The following is a 20,857-nucleotide window of genomic DNA, read 5'->3' on the forward strand; positions in this document are numbered from 1 at the left end:
GCGCACTCATTGCGCGTCGCCGGTCTTGGTTTCTTCTTGTTCTTCTTCGTCTTCAAACTCCTGGCGAATCACGCGGAAGACTTCTTCCACCGTTTCTTCCTCCAGTTCCGTCCGACGAACCAGGTCTTCCTTGCTGACAGCCAATACGGCGCGGCCCGTGTCGAGGCCGATTTTTTTCAGCTCGGCAATAACCCAGTCTTCAATTTCATCCTGGAATTCATCAAGGGCAATGTCCTCTTCGTAGTCACCGGCTTCCCGGAATACGTCGATTTCCATGCCCACCAGCCGCGAGGCCAGTTTGATGTTGGCACCACCACGGCCAATGGCCAATGATACCTGGTCGGGTTTCAGGAACACTGAAACACGGCCGGTTTGTTCGTTTATTTTCATTGAGCCGATTTTAGCCGGCGACAAAGCACGCTGAATGTAGAGCTCGAGGTTATCGGTGTAGTTAATTACGTCGATATTCTCGTTCTCCAGTTCACGCACCACCGCGTGGATACGGGAGCCTTTCATTCCTACGCAAGCACCCACCGGATCGATGCGGTCATCGTAGCTTTCTACCGCTACTTTGGCTCGCTCGCCTGGCTCGCGCACAATGTTCTTGATGGTGATAAGACCATCATAAATCTCAGGTACTTCCTGCTCAAACAAACGCTCCAGGAAAGCCGGTGCGGCGCGGGAGAGGATAATTTTAGGTGTGCCGTTGATGATTTCCACCCGGTGTACTACCGCACGTACGGTGTCACCTTTGCGGTAGCGGTCCTTCGGAATCTGCTCTGATTTGGGCAGCACCAACTCATTTTCGTCCTTATCCAGGATCAAAGCCTCACGGCTCCATACCTGATATACTTCGCCGGCAATGATTTCGCCTACCTGGTCTTTGTAAGCCTGGTAGAGGTTATCACGCTCCAAGTCCTTCACCCGCTGAATCAGCGTTTGACGGGCCATGAGTACGGCACGACGGCCGAAATCTTCCAGCTTTACTTCTTCCGCAACCTGTTCGCCCACTTCAAAGTCGGCCTCAATTTTCTGCGCTTCAGCCAGCGGAATCTTGTCGAAATCCCAGATGTCCTCGGAGTTATCGTCCACGATTTCGCGGTTGCGCCAGATTTCAAGGTCGCCTTTGTCCACGTTGATGATGACGTCGAAGTTCTCATCGGTCGTGTACTTTTTGCGAATCATCGTCCGGAACACGTCTTCCAGGATGCTCATCATCGTGGGACGGTCAATGTTCTTAGACCGGGCGAACTCGGCGAACGATTCGATCAGAACGTGGCTGTTCATATTGTTTGAGCTTTTGACTGGTCGGTGCTGGTGGTTGGCTTACGTTAGGAAATCAGCCAGCAGACGAAACAGATGAAAGGTGAGCAGAACGAAAAAGCGGATGACCCAAGGCCATTCGCTCGTAATTTATTTAAAGGAAATAACAACCCGGGCTTCTTTTATATCCGTGAATGGGATGGAAACGGCGGGTAATACTTTCTTTTTTGTTTTCTCTTTAATGACTTCGGCCAGTTGAATGCCTTCGGCTTCTACAGCTTCCAGCGTACCGGTTTTCTCCGTGCCATCGGCCAGCTTCAGACTCAGGTCTCGGCCTACATGGCGGGTGTACTGGCGGGAATCGGTGAGGGGTTGATCGGCTCCGGGGGAGGTTACTTCCAGCGTATAGCTGGCTTCCTCACCATAGGCTTCATCAATGCGGTGGGCCAGCCGGCGGCTAACTTTAGCGCATTCATCAATGCCCAATCCTTGCTCTCCGTCCAGAATAACCGTCACTTTGGGGCGGATAGCATCTGAAACTGTGAGGCCGACAACGAACAGCTCAGTGCCAGGCAGGCTGTCCTGTAGCATTTCGGCAATTCGGTCACGGTCAAATCTCATACGGCTGAACCTGGGGGATAAAAGAAAGAGGGGACTGCACGTCCCCTCCTCTTAACTTGTAGTTTGCAGGTGCAAAGATAGGACATATTCTGCCTAAATGCAAGACGGGCTCTGGCCTATGCGCCTACCGCCGCACTTCCAGCCACCCTTTATACTGCTTGCCTTCGGTATCGCGCAGCAGGAAATAATACAGGCCATCGGAGAGCTTGTCACCACTCCAGTCATTATGGTAGTCGGCGGTACTATACACCTCATTGCCCCAGCGCGAGAATATCTTGAGGGAAACGGGCAGGCAGGTGAAGTGCTGCACGAAAGTATCGTTGCGCTTATCGTTGTTGGGAGTGAAGATGTTGGGAACGAAGGTTTCGCCTACTTCTACTGTCAGAAAACGGGTATCAACCTGGCAGTTGGTGGTATAGTAAGCATTGGAGCTGACAGAATAGGAGCCGGGTTTGGTATACACATGGGTGGGGTTCGCCTCGTCACTATGTGCGCCGTCGCCAAAGTCCCAGTCGTAGCTGCTAGCATAGCGGGAAGGAGTAACAAAGTGAATGGTAAGGGGAGCCAGGCCGGTTTTGCCAGGGTAGGCAGCGCATTCCGGCAGCGGTAGTGGTGCTACCTGTGTATTGAGCGGTGCCATTACCACCCGGCGAACATCAAACTGGCTGCAGCCGTTGGGGTCCTGATAAGTATAGGTGAGGCGGATTTGCTGGGCCGTATCAGCCGCGGCAGGTGGAGTGAACATGCCCTCCGGGGTAACACCTATGCCGCTCCAGATGCCCCCGGCCGGGGTGGCGCCCAGCAACTGATAAGGAAGGTTCTGGAAGCTGCACAGCGCTGTATCCCGGCCGGCCTCTACGCTGGGCGGGGACAGTACCTTTACCGTTTGGCTGGCCTGCCCGCACTGCCCGGTCGGCAGGGTATAGGTAATGGTATGTTCTCCGGGGCCGGCTGCGGCAGGATTAAATAGGTTGCCACTCACCCCTTTGCCGGAAAAGGTGCCACCAGCCGGGGTAGCAGAAAGTGAAACGCTGGCTTGGTTGGTACATAGCAAAGTCGCCAGCGGGAAAGTAACCGTCTGCACGGGATTCAGCGTAAGCCGTAGGGTGCTGGTTGTTACACAAACCCCCGTGGAAGCTACAGAGTACGTCAGGTGCTGCTCACCTACTAACTCAGCGCTGGGCGTGAACAAGTAGCTGCCGTTACTTTGCTTCGTTACGCCGGGGCCGCTCCAGGTGCCACCAGCCGGAAAACCGCCCAAAACCAGGGGAGCAGCATCGGCGCACAGGGTTTGGGCAGGGCCGGCCTGGGCTATGCGCAGTCCGAAGTCAATTTTAAAGGCGGCATTATTGCAGTTGCGGCTGTTATTGAGGGTAGAATAGGTGTTGGCACCAGGCGGTACCGGAAAATTAGTAGTGCCACCACAGCCGCCGCACACCGCCTGGTATACCACGCCACGCTTATCAAACCGACTGGTCCCGCCGTCTACATGCTCGCCACGCCCGCCATTTTCGCCGAAGAAAGTAGCATACTCTACACTTTGCGCGCCGGCTCCAAACTGTATCAGGTAAAAGTCAGAGCCATCGGTAGTGCCCTGAATGGCGTTGGATGTTACGGGTAAGTCATCGGTGGAGCCCCCGTTGAAGCCCCGGTTGACATTGCCACCCCAGCCGCAGGCATAAATCCGCTCACAGGCATCTACCAGAAAGGCGGTTAATGATAAGTCTACGCCTGTGCGGCCGCTGCCAAAGACTACCGAGTACACCCTAGCGGTAAGCTGCGGATCCATTTTCTGAATGAATTGTCCGCCGCGCCTTTTTCGGTTATCATACAGGCCAGTTGTGACAGGATAAGTGCCAAACGTCTGGCCCAGCAAATACACGTTGTCCAGCTCATCCAGCTGCAGGAAATATACCTGGTCGTACTGGGCGGTGCCTATGTAGGTGGCTTCCTTAATGGTGGTGCCGGCTGCCGTAATGTGGGCTACAAAGCCGTCGGCATTGCCGGCCCGGGCAGGCTGATAAGAGCCGGCAGTAACGGGGAAATCGGAGCTGTTGGTGCCGCCGGCCACGTACAGGGAGCCGTCGCGGGCAATCTGAATGGAATAGGCTGCATCGGCCCCGCGCCCGCCCAGGTAGCTCGACCATAACAGGTTGCTTAGGTCGGCGGGAAATTTAGCTACTACGGCGTCGCTGGCGCCACCGCCGTAAGTGCGGCCCAAGCCATTGCGCACCGGGAAATCGGTACTGAAGGTATTGGTAGCCAGGTACACGTTATCCGTGGCGTCCACGGTGATATCTCCCCGGAAAGAGTCGCCGTAGTTGCGGGAGAGATAATTGTCGCCCGATTTATCCGTATTCAGGCCGTCGTTGCCAGTGCCGCCCAGAAAGGTGGAGGCCACCAGTTGACTACCGTTGGCGGATAAAGTGCTGATAAACAGATCGGACCCCTTCGTATAGCTGGAGCCGCTGAGCGGCACAATTGGCACGCCGCCATTAAACTTCCGGTCGAAAGCGGTAGCGCTGGTGGGGAAGTCTTCAGAAGAGGTAGTGCCCATAATCAGCAGCTCGCCCTTGGAGTTCACAACCAGACTATGCGGGGTTTCTACACTATTGCCGCCCACAAACGTGGCATACAAACGCGCGGCCGGTCCGCTCACTTTGGTGTTGTACTTAATAATGGCTACATCAATTACCTGATTGAAGCTCTGATCAAAAGCCCCCGGCGAGACGGGGTAGCCCGGTCCAAATGCCGTACCGCCGGAATACAGGTGCCCTTCCTCATCATAGGTAGCCGTGTTGCCCCAGTTATCATCCGTAGCGCCCGTGAACGAAGAAAAAATAACGGTAGGGTCAATCACAAGCGGGTATTTGCGCTGATAGCCCTGGGGCAGGCTGAACGATACTTCCTTGCCGCGCAGCACAAAGGCGCAGGCTACGGGCACGCGCCGCCCATTAATGTCCTGCCAGGCCCCGGGTGCGGTTTCTGTAACGTGGCCTACCGAGGTGCGCACGACCAGAACGCCTTCCTGCAGCATGAGACTTTCCTGCCCTTCATAGCGCAGCCGTATGGCCTCCGGCTTACCGCCTGCTGCTATCAGAAAGTCATACTCGAGCTGCCCGCCAATGTTTTCGTACAGCTGCACGTCGGTATTAGGATACACTTTTTCGTAGCGCAGCTGGCGAAAGCCAGACACATTCTGTGCCCAGCGGCGGGAATCTGTGCCCAGGAAATAATTTCGCGTCCCTTCCGTGGGCTCCTGGGAGCTAATAGTAGCCGAGCGCCCACCAACAAACGTAACGCTATAGGCATGGCCGCGGAGCCGGTCCGGAGGAGTCGTAGTAGCCTGGCTACGGCCATCGTGGTGGTTGTATGCGCTTAAATCCTCCGGCGAGTAGAGGGAATAAGTAAATCCGGTCGGGCGTAAAAACATCCGTCCGCCGGGGACGTCGGCCGCAAAGCGCACGGGCTCAGGCCACTGGCCACGGTTTTCCACAAACTCCAGGCTACGGGTTGTGGGGACGGAGGCGTAGCTATGGCCAGGCCATACTGTGCCCAGCAGCAAGGAAAAAAAGCCCAGTAGCAGGCTATAGTGGAGCCTTTGATTCATAAGAGGATAGCAGGCGAAATACAACCCTGAAATATAGTCTAAAGTAGCCATGGATAAATACCATAGGTGTCTAAACAAGCAGGATGTCGTATTTTGCCGCTGTCTTTCTTTGATCCTGTGCGACGTTCCTTTGCTTTTAAATGCACCCTGCTGGTGTTAGGATGGGTGCTGCTGGCCATTGCTGCATTGCAGGTGCCGGCGCATCAGTTCTGGCCGGCGGCTTTTATCGGGCTTTCCTTACCAGTAGCACTGCTGCTCACCGGGGTGCTGGCCGTGTACTGGCTGCTGCGCAACTGGCGGGTAGCTCTCCTGCCTTTGCTAATGCTGGTATTGATGTGGCCACACGTGCAGCGGGGCTTTGCTTTGCATCCTTTGTACCTGGTTCCTGCTGATGCGGCTGCCGGCCCCGGGCAAAAAGTCCAGTTGCTGAGTGCCAACGTGCGCATTTTTAACGTGTATGCGCAACTGCGCGATAAGGACTATGCTTCTTCCCGTCAGTTAATCAAATGGATAGCCGAACAGCCGGCCGATGTTATCTGCCTGCAGGAGTTCTACAATGAGCCGCGCATTACCCGCGCCAACCAGGCAAGTAAGGGGGCATTTCAGTCGGTGCAGCGCATTGGGCCCGATGCGCACCGGTACCCATTTGTGTCCGTTACGCTGCGTAATGCCATTGATGCCGAGTTTGGCCTGGCTATTTTCTCGCGGTTTCCTATTGTAAACCAGGGAACTATCCGCTTTGGCAAGCTCACCCAGAACCACGCCATGTTTGCCGATTTGCGCTTGCCCAGCGGCGACACCATGCGTGTATACAACGCCCACCTGCAAAGTATGAGCATGGAGGAACGTGACATTGTAGACAGCTATTCCAGCAAAGATGGCTTAAAGGCAAAAGGGGTAGGGCTGCTGCGCCGGTTTAAGCGCGGGCTGGTTGCCCGCAGCCGGCAGGTAGATCAGCTGATAGCACACATGAGTGAGAGTCGCTACCCGGTGCTTTTCTGCGCTGATTTAAATGATCTGCCCTACAGCTACACCTATGACCAACTGGCTGATCATATGCAGAATGCCCATGCCACCATTGGTAATGGCATTGGCACTACCTACAATGGCCGGCTGCCTTTCCTGCGCATCGACCAGCAGTTTGCCGGGCCCCAATGGACTATTGAGGACTTTGGCGTACACTACGAAATTCCGTATTCTGACCACTTTCCCCTCACCGGCACGTATCGGTTGAAGACCAAGACGAAAGAATGAGAATCGAAGGTGCCCGCCGGCATCATTCCTCATTCTTCATTGCCAATGATATCTTTGCCGGATGCACCACCCGCTCTCCCTCTACAACACCCTTACCCGCAAGAAGGAATCCTTTGAACCCCTGCATGCCCCCTTTGTAGGGGTATACCTGTGCGGCCCTACTGTGTACAGCGAAGCCCACGTGGGCAACGCCCGCGGTCCGGTGGTGTTTGATGTGCTCACGCGCTATCTGCGCTACCTCGGCTACACGGTGCGCTACGTGCGCAACATCACGGATGTAGGCCACCTGGAAAGTGACGCCGACGAGGGAGAGGACAAAATCAGCAAAATGGCCCGCGCCCGGCAACTGGAGCCTATGCAGGTAGCCGAGCAGTTTGCCAACCTCTACCAGCGCCACGTGGAGGTGCTGGGTTGCCTGCCGCCCGATATTCAGCCCCGCGCCAGCGGCCACATCACCGAACAGATTGAGCTGATTCAGGAAATCATCACTAACGGCTTTGGCTACGAGGTGAATGGCTCCGTGTACTTTGACGTGCCGGCTTATAATGCAGCTGGGCGCGGATACGGCAAGCTTTCTAACCGCGTGGTAGATGAGCTCTTGGCCGGCTCGCGCGACAACCTGGCCGGGCAGGAAGAAAAGCGCAGCCCATTGGATTTCGCCCTTTGGAAAAAGGCTGATGCCCGCCATCTGATGCAGTGGCCCTCGCCCTGGGGCCAGGGTTTCCCTGGCTGGCACCTGGAGTGTTCGGCTATGAGCCGCAAGTACCTGGGGCAGATGTCCGACATCCACGGGGGCGGACTGGACCTGATGTTTCCGCACCATGAGTGCGAAATTGCGCAGAGCCAGGGCAGCCACAGCCACACCGACGAGGCGCGGGTATGGATGCACCACAACATGATTACGGTGAATGGAGCCAAGATGAGCAAGTCACTCGGCAACTTCATTACCATCTCCGAACTGTTTGAGGGCACTAATGCTACCCTGTCGCAGGCATACTCGCCCATGGTGGCGCGCTTTTTCCTGCTGCAGGCGCACTACCGTAGCCCCATCGATATTTCGGATGAGGCCATGCAGGCTGCCCGCAAAGGCTACCGCAAGCTGATGAACGGTTTGCGCGTGCTGGAGAAGCTGGTGTTGCCGGAAGGCACCGAGCGCGCTGCCGATACTGCCCCGGCTGATACCGAGCTGCGCAAACTCACGCAGGATTGCTTCACTGGCCTGAACGATGACCTGAACACGGCCCGCTGCATTGCGTCCCTGTTTAACCTGCTGCGCAAATTCAATAGCTACGCAGCCAACCCCACTACGCTGGTGCAGGTGAGTGAAGCCGCTTTAACAGAGGCAGCCACCGCCTACCGCACGCTGGTACAGGACGTGTTAGGCCTGCAGGATGAACCCCGCGCTAATGCCCAAGATCTGCTGGGGCTGGCGCTTAGCTTTTATCAGGAAGCCAAAGCTGCCAAAGATTACGCCAAAGTGGACGTTATTCGGGCAGCGCTGAAGGAGCAGGGCATTGTGGTGAAAGACACCAAAGCCGGTGTAGACTGGGCTTACAGTGAAGAATAAACATAGCGGCCTTCTCTCAGCCTGACCCCTTCTTTATACTCTATGAACTTTCGCCTCTCTCATCTTACCTCGGTTGCGCTGGCCGTTTTGCTACTGGCCGCCGGCTGCCGGGATAAGAAATCTACTACCGAAACTGCCACCCCGCCGCAAGAGGCTAAGCTGCCCAAAGCCCCCGGCTTCAATGCCGATTCTGCCTATGCCTACACGGCCCGGCAGGTAGCGTTTGGCCCACGGGTACCCAACACAACCGCCCACGTGAAAACCGGCGACTGGGTAGTGCGCACATTTAAAAGCTTTGGTCTGACGGTGAAAGAGCAGCCTTTTGAGGCTATGGCTTTTGATGGCAAAATGCTTCGTTCCCGCAACATTGTGGCGCAGTTTCAGCCACAGGCAGCGCGCCGCATTGCCATCTTCAGCCATTGGGATACGCGCCCCTTTGCTGATAAAGACAAGACCAGGAAAAATGCCCCGCTTGATGGTGCGGTTGATGGGGCCAGCGGCGTAGGCATAGCTCTGGAAATGGCCCGCGTGCTGGCTGCCCAGCCCGACAGTCTGAAGCCGGACGTCGGCATCGACTTTATTTTGTTTGATTCTGAAGATTACGGCTACGACGAATCAACACAAAGCGAGCTGCGCAACCAACTGCCCGATGAAGACAGCTGGTGTCTGGGCTCCCAGTACTGGGCCTCGCACTTGCTGCCCGCTGGCTATAAGCCCAGCTATGGTATTCTGCTGGATATGGTAGGCGCCCAAAATGCTAAGTTCAGCCGCGAGGGTGAATCGCGCCAGATGGCGGCCGATGTGGTGGAAAAAGTGTGGAATACGGCCGCTAAAATCGGCTTCTCTGATTTCTTCCTGTTCCGCGACGGTCCTGCTCTCACCGATGACCACGTGTATACCAACAAGGCAGGTATCCGCACCATTGATATTATTGACACCCTTCCGTTTGGCGAAGAGGTTTTCCCCGCCTACCATCATACCACGCAGGATAATATGAGCATCATCGACCGGCGTACGCTTAAGGCCGTGGGCCAGACGGTGTTGCAGGTAATCTATGGCGAATAGTTACCGCCAGCTGAAAATCAAGAAAAAACTCCGGCAAGTAGTACTGCCGGAGTTTTTTTCTGCCCTTGCCACCCCAGGCCCCATTGCGGGCTCTTCATCACGTATGAAAAGACCTCTGACTTTGTTGATGCTATTACTGGGCGCTGCTGCCCACGCCCAGACGGCCCCCAAAATATCCGTGGCCGACGGCTTGTTTCAGCGGGTGAGCGTGCGGGCTTATGCCGGGCGCCCTTACCGGCTATCGGCGCGCGTACAGGTAGATACTGCCGCCTCCGATGGGGCTGATGCTTGGATTGCAGCCTCCGTGCTGGACTCTAAAACCAAATGGCTTAGCTCCGCCCGCCTTCCCCAAAACATTAAGGATGCCCAGTGGCGCACCTATAGCGTGCAGGGCAAGCTGAGTAAGCAGGCCGATTCCCTGCAGATGGTGCTGGGCTACTATATGAACGGCCGCTTCGGCTTCGATGACTTTCTGTTGGAAGTAGAGGCTGCGCCCGGGCAGTGGCTAAAGCTTCCTCTCCTGAACGCTGATTTTGAAGGTGCCGGCCCACTCCTGACCGGTAACCAGGGCTGGCGGCAGTTCCAGCAGGTAACTGGCTTTACTCAGGAAGTTGCGACTGATACTGTCGGCAACCACTACCTGCGCACCACCGGGCAGCATATTGTGCCCTACGGCCGCAACAAATCCACAGGCCACTATGCGGTGGTCAACGGCGTAAAGCTCTACTACGAAACCTACGGGCAGGGCGAGCCCCTGCTGCTGTTGCACGGCAATGGAGAATCCATCAGCAGCTTTCGCCAGCAAATTGGGACGCTGGCAAAGCAGTACCAGGTTATTGCGGTAGATACCCGCGACCAGGGCAAGTCGGCGGCCACCAAGGGCCGGCTTAGCTACGATTTGTTTGCGGATGATATACATGCGCTACTGGAGCACCTGCACGTGCCCGCCGCCCACATTGTGGGCTGGAGCGACGGCGGAAACACCGGCCTGAGCATGGCCCTGCGCTATCCGGCCCAGGTAAAAAGTCTGGTAACCATGGGTGCTAATCTCTATGCCGATACTACTGCCGTGGATGCCAAACTACTGAAGGAGGTGCGCCATACCAAGCGGATTCTGACACTGCTGGGCCCTTTCAAAAAGCAGTGGCACAAGGGCTACCGTCTCAGCACCCTGCTACTGAACTATCCGAATATGAAACCCGCCGAGTTACGCGCCATAACGGCTCCGGTACTGGTACTAGCCGGGGAGAAGGACGTTATTAAAGAGGCGCACACCCGTCTTATTGCTCAGAATATTCCGCGAAGCCAGCTGGTTATTCTGCCTGGGCTTACGCACTATGCCCCGCAAGAAAATGGTCCGTTATTCAACCAGACGGTACTGCAGTTTTTGAACAATGCCGAAGTCAAGTAATAGAAAATCAGTATGCTGGCGGTAAAAGCAGTTTAAGGCTTCTTTCATAAAAATGGGGGTGATACACATTCAGGACTTAAAGATTGAGGCCGATATCCTTCCTCTATTCAACTACACCTATAACCAGGAGGCAGAGGATACCTTACTGCAACTGCTGCATGAGTTGCCACCTTCCATCGGGCTGATCCAGAAAAAGCAGGACATTATCAAAGGCTTTTTGGCTAATTGGACTGTATTAGCCGACTTTTCTTACCAAAAAATTGCCTTGCAGGAGGTGCGGGCTTTTCTTCTGGATGTTAGTCATGGTCGGATCATGCTGGAGAAAAACCGGCTGCGCCTGACCGTTAAACTCCTGCTGTCTGAGGAAGCACGGTATGTTAGTAGAGCCCGTTGCATTCAAACTATTTCCTTTCTGCATCAACTACAGCAGCGGTATTTGCATCGGCTGAATGTTGGTGTGTTTCCGGCTTGCTTTCAGCCCCGGCTTGGCATGCTGATCCGGTTTTTAGAGGGTTTTAGCCTGAGTGCTTATGCCCAGGCCATTCAGGAAGATGATTTTTCCAGTGGCCAAATGGTGCGCTTTGCCCGGCAACTCTTGGCAGTTAGCACCGAGGAAATAGCCGCTTTCTGGACAGGGTTTAATGAGTTTGAAGCGTATTGGTCGCTGGCAAAAGGCATGCTCCACTTCGGATTTGTTTTTCCCGTTTTTCAGGAGGAAGGCTTACAACTGCAGGAGTTCTATCACCCCGTGCTGCCACACCCGGTAAAGAATACGCTGGCCTTGGGCCCAACTGATACTATAGTGGTTCTGACCGGACCAAATATGTCAGGGAAATCTACCTTGCTAAAGGCGGTTGGCTTATGTGTATACCTGGCTCACCTGGGCGTAGGAGTGCCTGCGGCATCTTGTCAACTGCCATTCTTTCATTCCATCGTAGTTGCCGGTAACCTAGCCGATAGTTTGAAAGATGGCTATAGTCACTTTATGGCTGAGCTGCAGAATCTAAAATCCGTATTGCAGGCAGCTCAGTTGCCGGGCCGCACGTTTGCCATCTTCGATGAGTTGTTTCGAGGCACAAATGTGGACGATGCCACGGAAATCACGCAGGCGACGGTTAACGGCCTAAGCGGCTTCCCGAATTCATGCTTTATGATTTCTACTCACCTGCTGCAGCTGGAAACCCGGCTCCCTTCCTTGCCCTGCATTCGTGCATACTGTATAGAATGCTTGCTAGAAGAAAGCACACCGCGTTTTACCTACCGCCTACAGCCCGGATGGTCAAGCCTTAAAATAGGGCGGTTGCTATTTGAGAAAGAAGGATTATACCACTTGCTACAGCCTTAAATAGCGCCCAAATAAGGTTTACACATATTCCACCCGCGCTCCACTCTCGTCCACCGTTATTCGGGTACGCCGCCCACAGATCAGGGCCATGTTTTCCGGTTCGTGACCAACCGGGAAGCCATAAATTACCGGGAAATTATAACGCCCCGCATACGTGTCAATGATTTCATAAGGCGTCTGCCCGAAGGGAACCTGGTTATCCTGCGGGTTGCTGAAGTGGCCTACTAGCAGGCCAGCCAGGTGGCGCAGCTTGCCGGTGCGCTCCAGGTGTACCATCATCCGGTCAATGGCATAGAGGTACTCATCGGTATCTTCCAGGAACAGAATCCGGCCATCGGTAGGACAATCAGAGGGCGTGCCCGTCAGATTTTGCAGCATGCTGAGGTTGCCGCCAATCAGCTCCCCCTCCGCAGTACCGAAACGGTTGAGTTCATGAGCCGGGACAGTATATATAATAGGCTCTCCAAACAGGGCCCGCTTCAGGCTTTCCAGTGCTGCCTCGCCACCGGGCTGGTGGAAAAATATGGGCATAACGCCATGAATGCTTTCGTGGCCGAGACGAAGCAGGTGGCAGTTGAGCGTGGTAATATCCGAGAAACCAGCTATCCACTTCGGGTTCTCCGCGAAGCGAGTAAAATCTAGCTGGTCAATGATGCGCGGGGTACCATAACCGCCTCGTGCAATGAGAATAGCCCGGATGCTGGGGTCATCGAGTTGGCGCTGGAAGTCACGGCGCCGCACCTCATCATCACCGCCAAACTGATGATGGGCAATGTTCGTGCTTTCGCCGAGTACTACTTCCAGCCCCCAACTGGTAAGAGTAGCAATAGCGGTAGCCAGGTCTTCATGTGATGCTTTTCGGGCAGTACACACAATAGCAACCCGGTCTTGAGAGCGAAGCGGAGCAGGAACAGTAGGCATAGCGCAGCAAATGGAGGCGCAACAAACCTACGGAACAAATATGGGAGCACTAGCAGCTTTTCATCAGCAAAGTGCCCCAAACGATGGGCTTATACGGATGTATTTGCTGAATGAAATAGACTGGCTAATTCAGTTTACGCGCGCACTGAGCACTTCCATCGTTAGTTTCCATTGCCCATCTATGCGGCGCCACACGTGCAGAAACTGCCCCCGTTCCGGCAGCTGCCCTACATAGCCAATGGAGTAGCCCCAATCACCTGCCGCCGACACCTCGGTTTTTACTGGCTGCAGATTCAGCGGTTGGGTAGAGGTTTTGGTTAGCGCCCAGGCGGCGGTGGTCAGCAAAGGCTTTTCCCCCTCACGCAGCAGGCGCAAATTTTCGGTGGGCCCCAATATCGGCTGATACGCCTGGCGCATACACTTGCGGGCACGGATGGCAAAATCGGCCTCTGCCTGCGCCAGTTCAGCCCGCCGGCTGGCCGTATCCGCCGGCGCCGACTCCTGCTTGAGAGCATAGCGGGCCGGCCGAAGCTGCTCAGTCACCGGTTTGGCGGGTGCTGCATGGCTGATGCCTCCATCGTAGACGGCCTCCCAGCTGCCAGTGCTGGTTTTGCGCCATATAGTGGCAAAATCACCAAAGCGTGTGGGCGCATCGGCCAGCGTGTTAGGTCGAAAATCCCATGGCCCCGTGGTTAGGCCTAGATCACCGGAAGCGGCAATATCAGCGAAGACCGGGCGCCATACCAGTCGGCCGGGCTGATCCGGGGCTTGCGCGTAAATATCGCGCCCCCGCATAAACTGGCCCTGATGCAGCATAAACGCATTGCTGAGGTATTTGCTAAAGGCATTCTGCACGGAATGCTCCTGCCCATAGGCAGCAAAAGTGCGCTCCGCTTCCACTAGCGCCTCAAAGTCATTGCGCACGGTTTTCTCGCGCTGCGTGGCCGCGGCTGGTTGGGCACACCAGCCCGCCAACAAACTGAAAAGAGGGAAAAGCAGGGCAGTAAGCATAGAGCAAAGCAGTAAGAACTGGCAACACCCTTTCGGCCGTAGCAAATGCTTGAGCCGGTTGGTTTTTCATGGATGAAAAAACCGGCCAGATTCCATACTGGAATATACACATTCTCTGGCTGATATGGGTTGGCTTAGCTGCTGCTCCTGTGGCTATGCACTTCTTCTTACTGCGCCAGAGCTTCCTGGGCCGAGTGTCGCGCTTCCTGTAGTGCGCTTATGGGCCCAGTGCGCACTACCAGTGCTCCTGCTTCCCGCAGCTTCTCCCGTTGTTTCAGAAGCCGAGCTAATGTGGTAAAGCCCACCGCAAAGTATCCATCCGGGCCGGTGCCTTCCAGCGAAATGTCGGTTAAAGCCAAGTCTTCCCGTATGCTTTCGGATGGGCTGCGCAGGTAAATTTCCACGGCCAGATCAGTTGTAAAGGCAGCAGCCGGCTGCCGAAGCTTTGTGTAGGTATAGGCGCGCTTCTGCCGTAAAGCGGCCAGATCGGCCAGAACAGCCGAGCCGGTAGGATGCCCACCGGCCCCGCGCCCCCGCAGAAACTGCGTGCCCGCAAAAGCTGCTTCAAGGATGACGCCATTAAACTCGTGCTCTACCGTATATAAAGGGGAGCTTTCAGCAACAAAAGTAGGAGCGACCAGTGCCGTTACGCGTCCATCGGGAAGCTGCTCGAGGGTGGCCACTACTTTTATTTTAAGGCCCTGAGCTTTAGCATAAGCAATATCCGTCGGGGTAATTCCTTCAATGCCCAGATGCAACACCTGTTCTGGCTTCAGGAATAAGCCATAGGCATGAGCAGCCAGAATCACGGCTTTAGAACGAGGATCAAAGGCAGCCATATCCAGCGTGGGGTCGGTTTCAGCGAAGCCCAACAGTTGCGCTTCGGCCAGCGCGGCTGCATAATCAGTGCCTTCCTGCGTCATGCGCGTGAGCACATAGTTGGAAGAGCCGTTCAGAATGCCGCTGACTGAGCGTAGGGGTTCACTGCCAAAATGGGCATCCAGGGTGCGTAGAATGGGAATGCTGCCACAAACGGCCGCTTCGTATAAGAGCGTGCCGCCAAACTCATCTTGAAGCTGCACCAACTCCGGTAGGTGGCGGGCCAGCATGGCCTTGTTGGCCGTTACTACCCGGCGGCCTTGCTGCAGGGCTGCTTTTACCAACCGGAAGGCCTCAGCGGCATCATCAATTACTTCTACCAATACATCCAGCTCCGGGTCGTCCAGCAAAGCATCAGCGTGGTATTCAAATCGGTCGGCCGGTAAGGAACGGGTTTTGGTGGGGTTCTTCACCGCTATACGCCGAACCTCGGCCCCAAACCCGGGCAGCTGCTGCAGAATATCATACAGTCCCTGGCCTACGCAGCCAAAGCCCATAAGGCCAATGCGCAGAGGAGAGGATGAGACGGACGACAAGCTAGTGAGCGAAGGTCTGGACATGAAATTGTTCGAGAAAATGCGTGATTTGGTCGGTTTCAATCAGGAAACCGTCGTGGCCGAAGCGGGAATCCATTTCAGCGTACATAGCTCCCGGTATATGCCGCGCCAGCAGGCGCTGCTCAGAAGGCGGAAACAGCACATCGGAGCCAATGCCGATAATGAGCGTGCGGGCTTTGATGCCATTCAGCACAGTGGCCACCTCGCCGCGCCCACGGCCCAGGTGGTGTGAGTCCATGACTTTGGATAGCACCACATAGGTATAGGCATTAAAGCGCGCTACCAGTTTGTCGCCCTGGTACTGCTGATAGGCACTGGCCCGAAAATCCTCCAGGGTATCATCTTCTGGTTCCGCCTGGGTCTGATGATAGGCATCGTAGCTGCGGTAGCTTAGCAGAGCCATGGCCCGGGCTGCTTTCAGGCCGCGCTGCCCACCGGTTGGAGAGGCAGCGTGGTAGGTTTCATCGGCTAGAATAGCCAGCCGCTGCGCTTCATTAAAGGCAATGCCCCAGGGAGAATGGCGGGCATTAGTAGCCAGCACTACCAGGTGGGCAAAGAGGTTTGGCTGCTGCACAGCCCATTCTAGGGCCTGCTGACCGCCTAAAGAACCACCAATCAGGATATGAATCCTTGCTAGTCCTAAATGCTGCCGCAACTGCTCATGCGCCGCCACCAGGTCCCGCACTGTGAGTAAGGGAAATGTCTGGTACCATGGCTGGCCGGTTTCAGGATCAGAGGAAAGCGGGCCTGTAGAGCCATAGCATGAGCCCAACACATTGGCACACACAATAAACCAGTCAGCCGGGTCAAAATAGCAACCCGCTCCAAACAAGCCGGGCCACCAGGCCAGCACCTCGGCATTGGCTGTAAGGGCATGGCACACCCACACCACATTATTGCGGTCTGTATTTAGGGTACCGTAGGTGCGGTAGGCTACCTGCGCTCCGGCAAGCTGGCCGCCCCCTTCCAGCTGCAGAGGCTTAGGCAGCGTGAATAATAGGTCTTCAGGCATGGTGTGTCCGGAAGGAAAGTCCTAATAGGCGCTGCCCCAAGGGCAGCGCCGTGATAGAAAGGGTTGAGCCCTAATGCCGACGAGTCCTAGTCCCACCCAATAGACTCTTGAGTGCCAGCAAGGCCCAACCCAATGACTGTATTTTGTTGTTGAGCTTATACCTCCAGCGGCTGTGCGTGCTCCCGCTTGGGTTCCAGCAGGGTAGTTTCCTGCAGTTGGGGTGCTTCTTCCCGAACGGCTTCAAACGCCTGAGCCAGGTCGGCGCGGATGTCCTCAAAGTGCTCGATGCCCACTGAAAGGCGCAACAGCGTAGGCAGTACACCGGCTGCCTGCTGCTCCTGCTCGGAAAGCTGCTGGTGCGTGGTGGCAGAAGGCTGAATAATGAGGGTCTTGGCGTCGCCTACATTGGCCAGATGGCTTACCAGTTTTAGGTTGTCAATAAACCGGGTGGCCGTGTCTTTGGAGCCGCGAATGCTGAAAGTAAGGACGCCGCCGGCACCTTTCGGTAGATATTTCTGCGCTAGCGCATAATACGGGCTGCTTTTCAGACCAGGATAGTTTACCAGCTCCACTTGGGGGTGCTGCTCTAGCCAGGTAGCAATACGCTGCGTGTTTTCTACGGTGCGCTCCAGGCGCAGACTCAGCGTTTCCAGGCCCTGCAGCAGCAGGAAAGAGTTGAATGGGCTCTGCGAAGGACCAAAGTCGCGCAGGCCTTCTACCCGGGCCCGAATGATAAAGGCTATGTTGCCGAACGGCCCATTTTTACCAAAAACATCATTAAATATCAGCCCGTGGTAGCCTTCCGAGGGCTCCGTGAACTGCGGAAACTTGCCGTTGCCGAAATCATACTTGCCACCATCCACAATAACGCCGCCAATGCTGGTACCATGCCCGCCAATCCACTTCGTGGCCGATTCTACCACAATGTGCGCGCCGTGCTCCAGGGGGCGGAACAGGTAGCCACCCGCGCCAAACGTGTTGTCTACAATCAGTGGCAAGTCATACTTGTTGGCAATAGCGGCAATGCGGTCAAAATCAGGCACGCTAAAGCTGGGGTTGCCAATGGTTTCCAGGTATAGGGCCTTGGTATTGTCATCAATCAGCGCCTCAAAGCTCTCAGGCTTGTCGCCATCCGCAAAGCGGGCTTCTATGCCCAGGCGCTTAAAGGCTACTTTAAACTGATTATAGCTGCCTCCATACAGGAAAGAGGTGGAAACGAAATTGTCGCCGGCCTGCAGAATGTTGTTGAGTGCAATGAACTGTGCGGCCTGCCCCGAGGACACGGCCAGTGCTGCTACACCGCCTTCCAGCGCCGCAATACGCTGTTCAAACACGTCCGTCGTCGGGTTCATCAGACGGGTGTAGATGTTGCCGAATTCCTTGAGGGCAAACAGGTTAGCGCCGTGCTCCGCGTTTTTAAACACGTAGCTGGTCGTCTGATGAATCGGTACAGCGCGGGAGCCGGTTACGGGGTCGGGCTGCTGGCCGGCGTGCAACTGAAGGGTTTCGAAGTGCAGGTTTTGCGTAGACATAATGGAGCTGTATTTAGAGAAGAATGTTTTGACTAGGGGAAGCGCCGAGGGCGCGAAAAGGCCACGATGAAACGTAGCGGAAACCCTCCTGAAACCGGCAAAAGCACTGAAATGCCTGGGGTTAGGATGTGGTTAGACCTGCGAAGTACCCAGAGGGGTTGTTCGTCGAGAACCAAACAGGAAAAGAGGAAGGGTGCTGGAAGGAGCCGCCTTTAGGTGGCTAGCAACAGCAACAACACGCGCTGCAACAGCAGCGCATTCGCGCAGTAGCGAAGGCGGAAACACAAACATCCGTAGTAAGGCCGGAACGCAGAGAAGCGGCCGCAGCAAACGGATACGATAAAGCGAAAGCGAGGGTGTTTTCCATGGCACTCAACTTATATCTCCCGCCAGCAACAGCTGGTCTGGGCAGGAATTGGCACCTTTCGCGCGGTCGAAGGTTGCCAGCGGGTCACGGAGCCTGTTCTCTCGCCGCTTCTGTATAAATCCTATGAAAACTGCCCCGCCGCGAGCGGGGGAGTACCGGTTTGGTAAATGCAAATGTACACGCCGAATTGAGAACTCAAAATTCAGCGCCTTCTATTTTCAATTTCTCCTGTGTAAACCTGCCGGCCGAATGCGCTGGATAGGAACAAAAAAACGCCGTTCTGCGGGGCAGAACGGCGTTTGGAGGAAGTAGCGCCTGAAATTAAATTTTTGGTAAAGTTAATACCTGGCCTACTTCAATATGGTCGGGGTTGGAGCCAATAGTGGCTTTATTGGCCTCGTAAATCTGGTGCCACTTGCTGGCGTCGCCGTAATGGTGCTTGGCAATTTTGGAAAGCGAATCGCCGGAAACTACAGTATAAGTTTCGCCCTGGGTAGTGGCCGCCGGCTGGTTGGTATTTCCAAAGAAATCAGTGTTGCCGGTGTTGGGTTTCGTGGTAGGCTGAACGGGTTTTTGTTCGCCTTTATTTAAGAAATCAAAGAGTCCCATGGGATTGGTTTTTAGTAGTGGGAGAGGAGCAAGACATACTCCCATCGGCCTGAAAGCCATGGGGATGTAACACTGAATCGTACGCGGATTAATGAATTTAGTTGTTATTCCGAGAGCCGATAGACTTATCCCAACTCTTTGCAGAGGCTATCGTAAGAAGTTGCTATCCGTTGGAAAAGCTGGTTCAGCTGACGGGTATTTCGACTTGAAAGTTTCTCCCAACTTCTCATCCATTTCCTATGAAACTAATGCCCTTCCCATTGCGCTACTTGGCCAGCTTGCTGGTATTGGTAGCCCTGTTTGCTACTTCCTGTAAGCAGGAAAATAAAGTAGGCGAAACCAATATGCTTTACGGTACCGACAGCAAAGTCTGGAAAACCGATAAAGAGACTACCGCCACCGGCGACAAAGTAGACCAGACCAGCGCCGACAAGAAAACGGAGTTACGCTTCTTTGCCAATGGTAACTTCAATATGACGTCCCCTACCCAGACGATGCAGGGCACCTACACTTTCGACCAAACGGCTAAAAAAATTACGCTCACGCCCACCGGTGGTAGCAACTCAATGGCCTTCGATGTCGTAAACCTCACCAAAGATGAAATTACCCTGCGTGCCCCCGATGGCTCGCAAATGATGCTGGAGGCCGACTAAGCTCCGGTTGAAAATCAAAGTCTGACAAAAACACAAAAAGGCCTTTCTACCAGTGGTAGAAAGGCCTTTTTGTGTTGCTATGGAATGGCTGGCTAAGAATGCATGAGCTTCTGAGCCGTGCGCCTGCCATATATGCGTGCCACCCAACGCGGCAGGAATACCGCACCCAACACCAGATACAGGTAGTACGTGACCATGCGGTAGAGCAACACCATAAAGCTGGTCATGGTGGCTGTGCCAATAAACTTGCCAAAGAAAGTGGGGAAAGCGCCTTCCGCTATACCCGCGCCGCCTGGGGTAATAGCCACCAGCAAAATGACTTTGTAGGTGATGTTGCGGGCAAACATCATGGTAAACTCACTGGCCGATACGTTCACGAATGCCGCAATCAGGCAGCCAATCACGAGGTAGCGCGCCGTCCAGACAAAGGCGGTGCTGAGCGCGGCCCGCAGCCAGTAGCCTGCACCATTCCCACGCAGCTGGGCTGAGGCCCACACTACTTCGTTGCCGTGCTGATAGGCCTTGGCGCGCCAGCGCCGCAGGCCACGCACAGAAAACAAGCGCACCAGCAGCCGCTTTACGGACATTGGGTTGATAAACAGCGCATACAGCATCAGCCCGGAATACAGCGATACCATCACGTAGCTCAGCCCAAAGGCTATTTTGAGTGTGGTCATAAACCCGCTTTGCAGGGACTCAGCCGGATACAGCCCTTCGTGCGCCAGCCATACCACCAAGGGTACCATCACTACATAATATAGATTGTCAAGCAGGGCCGTTACCATCACATAGGCCACCGACTTACCCAAGGTAATACCCTCCTTGTGCAGCAGAATGGGGGCTACTGAGGTACCGCCCACAGCCGATGGCAGCAGGCAGGAGGCAAACTCCCAGATCATAATAATGTCCAGGGAAGCGCGCCAGCTAAGTACTCGCTCCGATATTTCGCGGATCCGATAAACGTAGCCGGCATCGCGGGCTACCAGCACCAGCAAGGAAATAAGCAGCCACGTGGGGCTGGCGTTACCCAGCGGGGCTAGGTCGCCGGGCTTGTAGCTGCGCCAGAACATAAAGCCCACCACTCCCAGCCCGATAAGTACGGGCAGCACAATGCGCGACGGCCGAAGCTTATCGAGTAGTTGCTGTTCCTCGGAGTCCTGGGTAAGCGGCATAAGCAAGC

16 protein-coding genes and 1 riboswitch are annotated in these 20,857 nt (G+C 55.1%); of the genes, 6 read left to right on the forward strand and 10 right to left on the reverse strand.

The genetic code is table 11. The annotated features are described in order from the left end of the window. Window positions 1-6 precede the first annotated feature (6 nt). The 3 genes from nusA to Q4G72_RS03910 form a co-directional block, all read right to left on the reverse strand. Window positions 7-1,287, reverse strand: a complete 1,281-nt coding sequence (gene nusA / locus Q4G72_RS03900) for a transcription termination factor NusA (protein ID WP_303310123.1) — start codon at window positions 1,285-1,287, stop codon at window positions 7-9. A gap of 126 nt (window positions 1,288-1,413) precedes the next feature. Then, entirely contained in the window at window positions 1,414-1,884 is a 471-nt protein-coding gene (gene rimP, locus Q4G72_RS03905; RefSeq protein WP_303310124.1) for a ribosome maturation factor RimP, read from the reverse strand. Between the two features lie 124 nt (window positions 1,885-2,008). Further along, window positions 2,009-5,494, reverse strand: coding sequence for a DUF7948 domain-containing protein (locus tag Q4G72_RS03910; protein WP_303310125.1), 3,486 nt, complete (start codon window positions 5,492-5,494; stop codon window positions 2,009-2,011). Window positions 5,495-5,611: 117 nt separating this feature from the next. Between Q4G72_RS03910 and Q4G72_RS03915 the strand changes: the two genes are divergently transcribed. From Q4G72_RS03915 to Q4G72_RS03935, 5 genes are all read left to right on the forward strand, one after another. Then, on the forward strand, window positions 5,612-6,748 hold the full coding sequence (locus tag Q4G72_RS03915; RefSeq protein ID WP_303310126.1) for an endonuclease/exonuclease/phosphatase family protein: 1,137 nt from the start codon (window positions 5,612-5,614) through the stop codon (window positions 6,746-6,748). 61 nt (window positions 6,749-6,809) lie between these two features. Then, the gene (gene cysS / locus Q4G72_RS03920; protein WP_303310127.1) at window positions 6,810-8,315 is read left to right on the forward strand and encodes a cysteine--tRNA ligase; all 1,506 of its coding nucleotides are present in this window, start codon (window positions 6,810-6,812) and stop codon (window positions 8,313-8,315) included. 42 nt (window positions 8,316-8,357) lie between these two features. Next, entirely contained in the window at window positions 8,358-9,380 is a 1,023-nt protein-coding gene (locus Q4G72_RS03925) for a M28 family peptidase (RefSeq protein WP_303310128.1), read from the forward strand. 103 nt (window positions 9,381-9,483) lie between these two features. Continuing rightward, a complete protein-coding gene (locus tag Q4G72_RS03930; RefSeq protein WP_303310129.1) occupies window positions 9,484-10,791 on the forward strand; it encodes an alpha/beta fold hydrolase in 1,308 nt (435 codons plus the stop codon). A 52-nt stretch (window positions 10,792-10,843) separates the two neighbouring features. After that, on the forward strand, window positions 10,844-12,136 hold the full coding sequence (locus Q4G72_RS03935; protein ID WP_303310130.1) for a MutS-related protein: 1,293 nt from the start codon (window positions 10,844-10,846) through the stop codon (window positions 12,134-12,136). Window positions 12,137-12,154: 18 nt separating this feature from the next. On the opposite strand, the gene Q4G72_RS03940 is transcribed toward Q4G72_RS03935, so the two are convergent. The 6 genes from Q4G72_RS03940 to Q4G72_RS03965 form a co-directional block, all read right to left on the reverse strand. Next, window positions 12,155-13,057 carry a S66 peptidase family protein gene (locus tag Q4G72_RS03940; protein WP_303310131.1) on the reverse strand — a complete coding sequence of 301 codons (903 nt, stop codon included), beginning with the start codon at window positions 13,055-13,057 and terminating at the stop codon, window positions 12,155-12,157. Between the two features lie 129 nt (window positions 13,058-13,186). Continuing rightward, a complete protein-coding gene (locus Q4G72_RS03945) occupies window positions 13,187-14,068 on the reverse strand; it encodes a Cif family virulence factor (protein WP_303310132.1) in 882 nt (293 codons plus the stop codon). A 167-nt stretch (window positions 14,069-14,235) separates the two neighbouring features. Next, entirely contained in the window at window positions 14,236-15,507 is a 1,272-nt protein-coding gene (locus Q4G72_RS03950) for a homoserine dehydrogenase (protein WP_303310133.1), read from the reverse strand. Further along, entirely contained in the window at window positions 15,485-16,516 is a 1,032-nt protein-coding gene (metX, locus tag Q4G72_RS03955) for a homoserine O-acetyltransferase MetX (protein WP_303310134.1), read from the reverse strand. The genes Q4G72_RS03950 and metX overlap by 23 nt, the downstream gene beginning before the upstream one ends. A gap of 155 nt (window positions 16,517-16,671) precedes the next feature. Beyond that, window positions 16,672-18,048: an O-acetylhomoserine aminocarboxypropyltransferase/cysteine synthase family protein gene (locus tag Q4G72_RS03960; protein WP_303310135.1), complete on the reverse strand. Its 1,377-nt coding sequence runs from the start codon at window positions 18,046-18,048 to the stop codon at window positions 16,672-16,674. Between the two features lie 374 nt (window positions 18,049-18,422). Continuing rightward, a riboswitch (SAM riboswitch) is annotated at window positions 18,423-18,536 on the reverse strand. A gap of 200 nt (window positions 18,537-18,736) precedes the next feature. Beyond that, a complete protein-coding gene (locus Q4G72_RS03965; RefSeq protein WP_303310136.1) occupies window positions 18,737-19,024 on the reverse strand; it encodes a LysM peptidoglycan-binding domain-containing protein in 288 nt (95 codons plus the stop codon). Between the two features lie 239 nt (window positions 19,025-19,263). Here Q4G72_RS03965 and Q4G72_RS03970 point away from each other — a divergent pair, with 239 nt between their 5' ends. Continuing rightward, the gene (locus Q4G72_RS03970) at window positions 19,264-19,677 is read left to right on the forward strand and encodes a hypothetical protein (RefSeq protein WP_303310137.1); all 414 of its coding nucleotides are present in this window, start codon (window positions 19,264-19,266) and stop codon (window positions 19,675-19,677) included. Between the two features lie 92 nt (window positions 19,678-19,769). Here the strand turns inward: Q4G72_RS03970 and Q4G72_RS03975 are convergent, their stop codons facing one another. Further along, complete coding sequence (locus Q4G72_RS03975; protein ID WP_303310138.1) at window positions 19,770-20,849, reverse strand: lysylphosphatidylglycerol synthase transmembrane domain-containing protein; 1,080 nt, start codon at window positions 20,847-20,849, stop codon at window positions 19,770-19,772. Window positions 20,850-20,857: the final 8 nt, after the last annotated feature.

Origin of the sequence: Hymenobacter sp. BT730, from assembly GCF_030542105.1 — a bacterium.
GTDB lineage: Bacteria > Bacteroidota > Bacteroidia > Cytophagales > Hymenobacteraceae > Hymenobacter.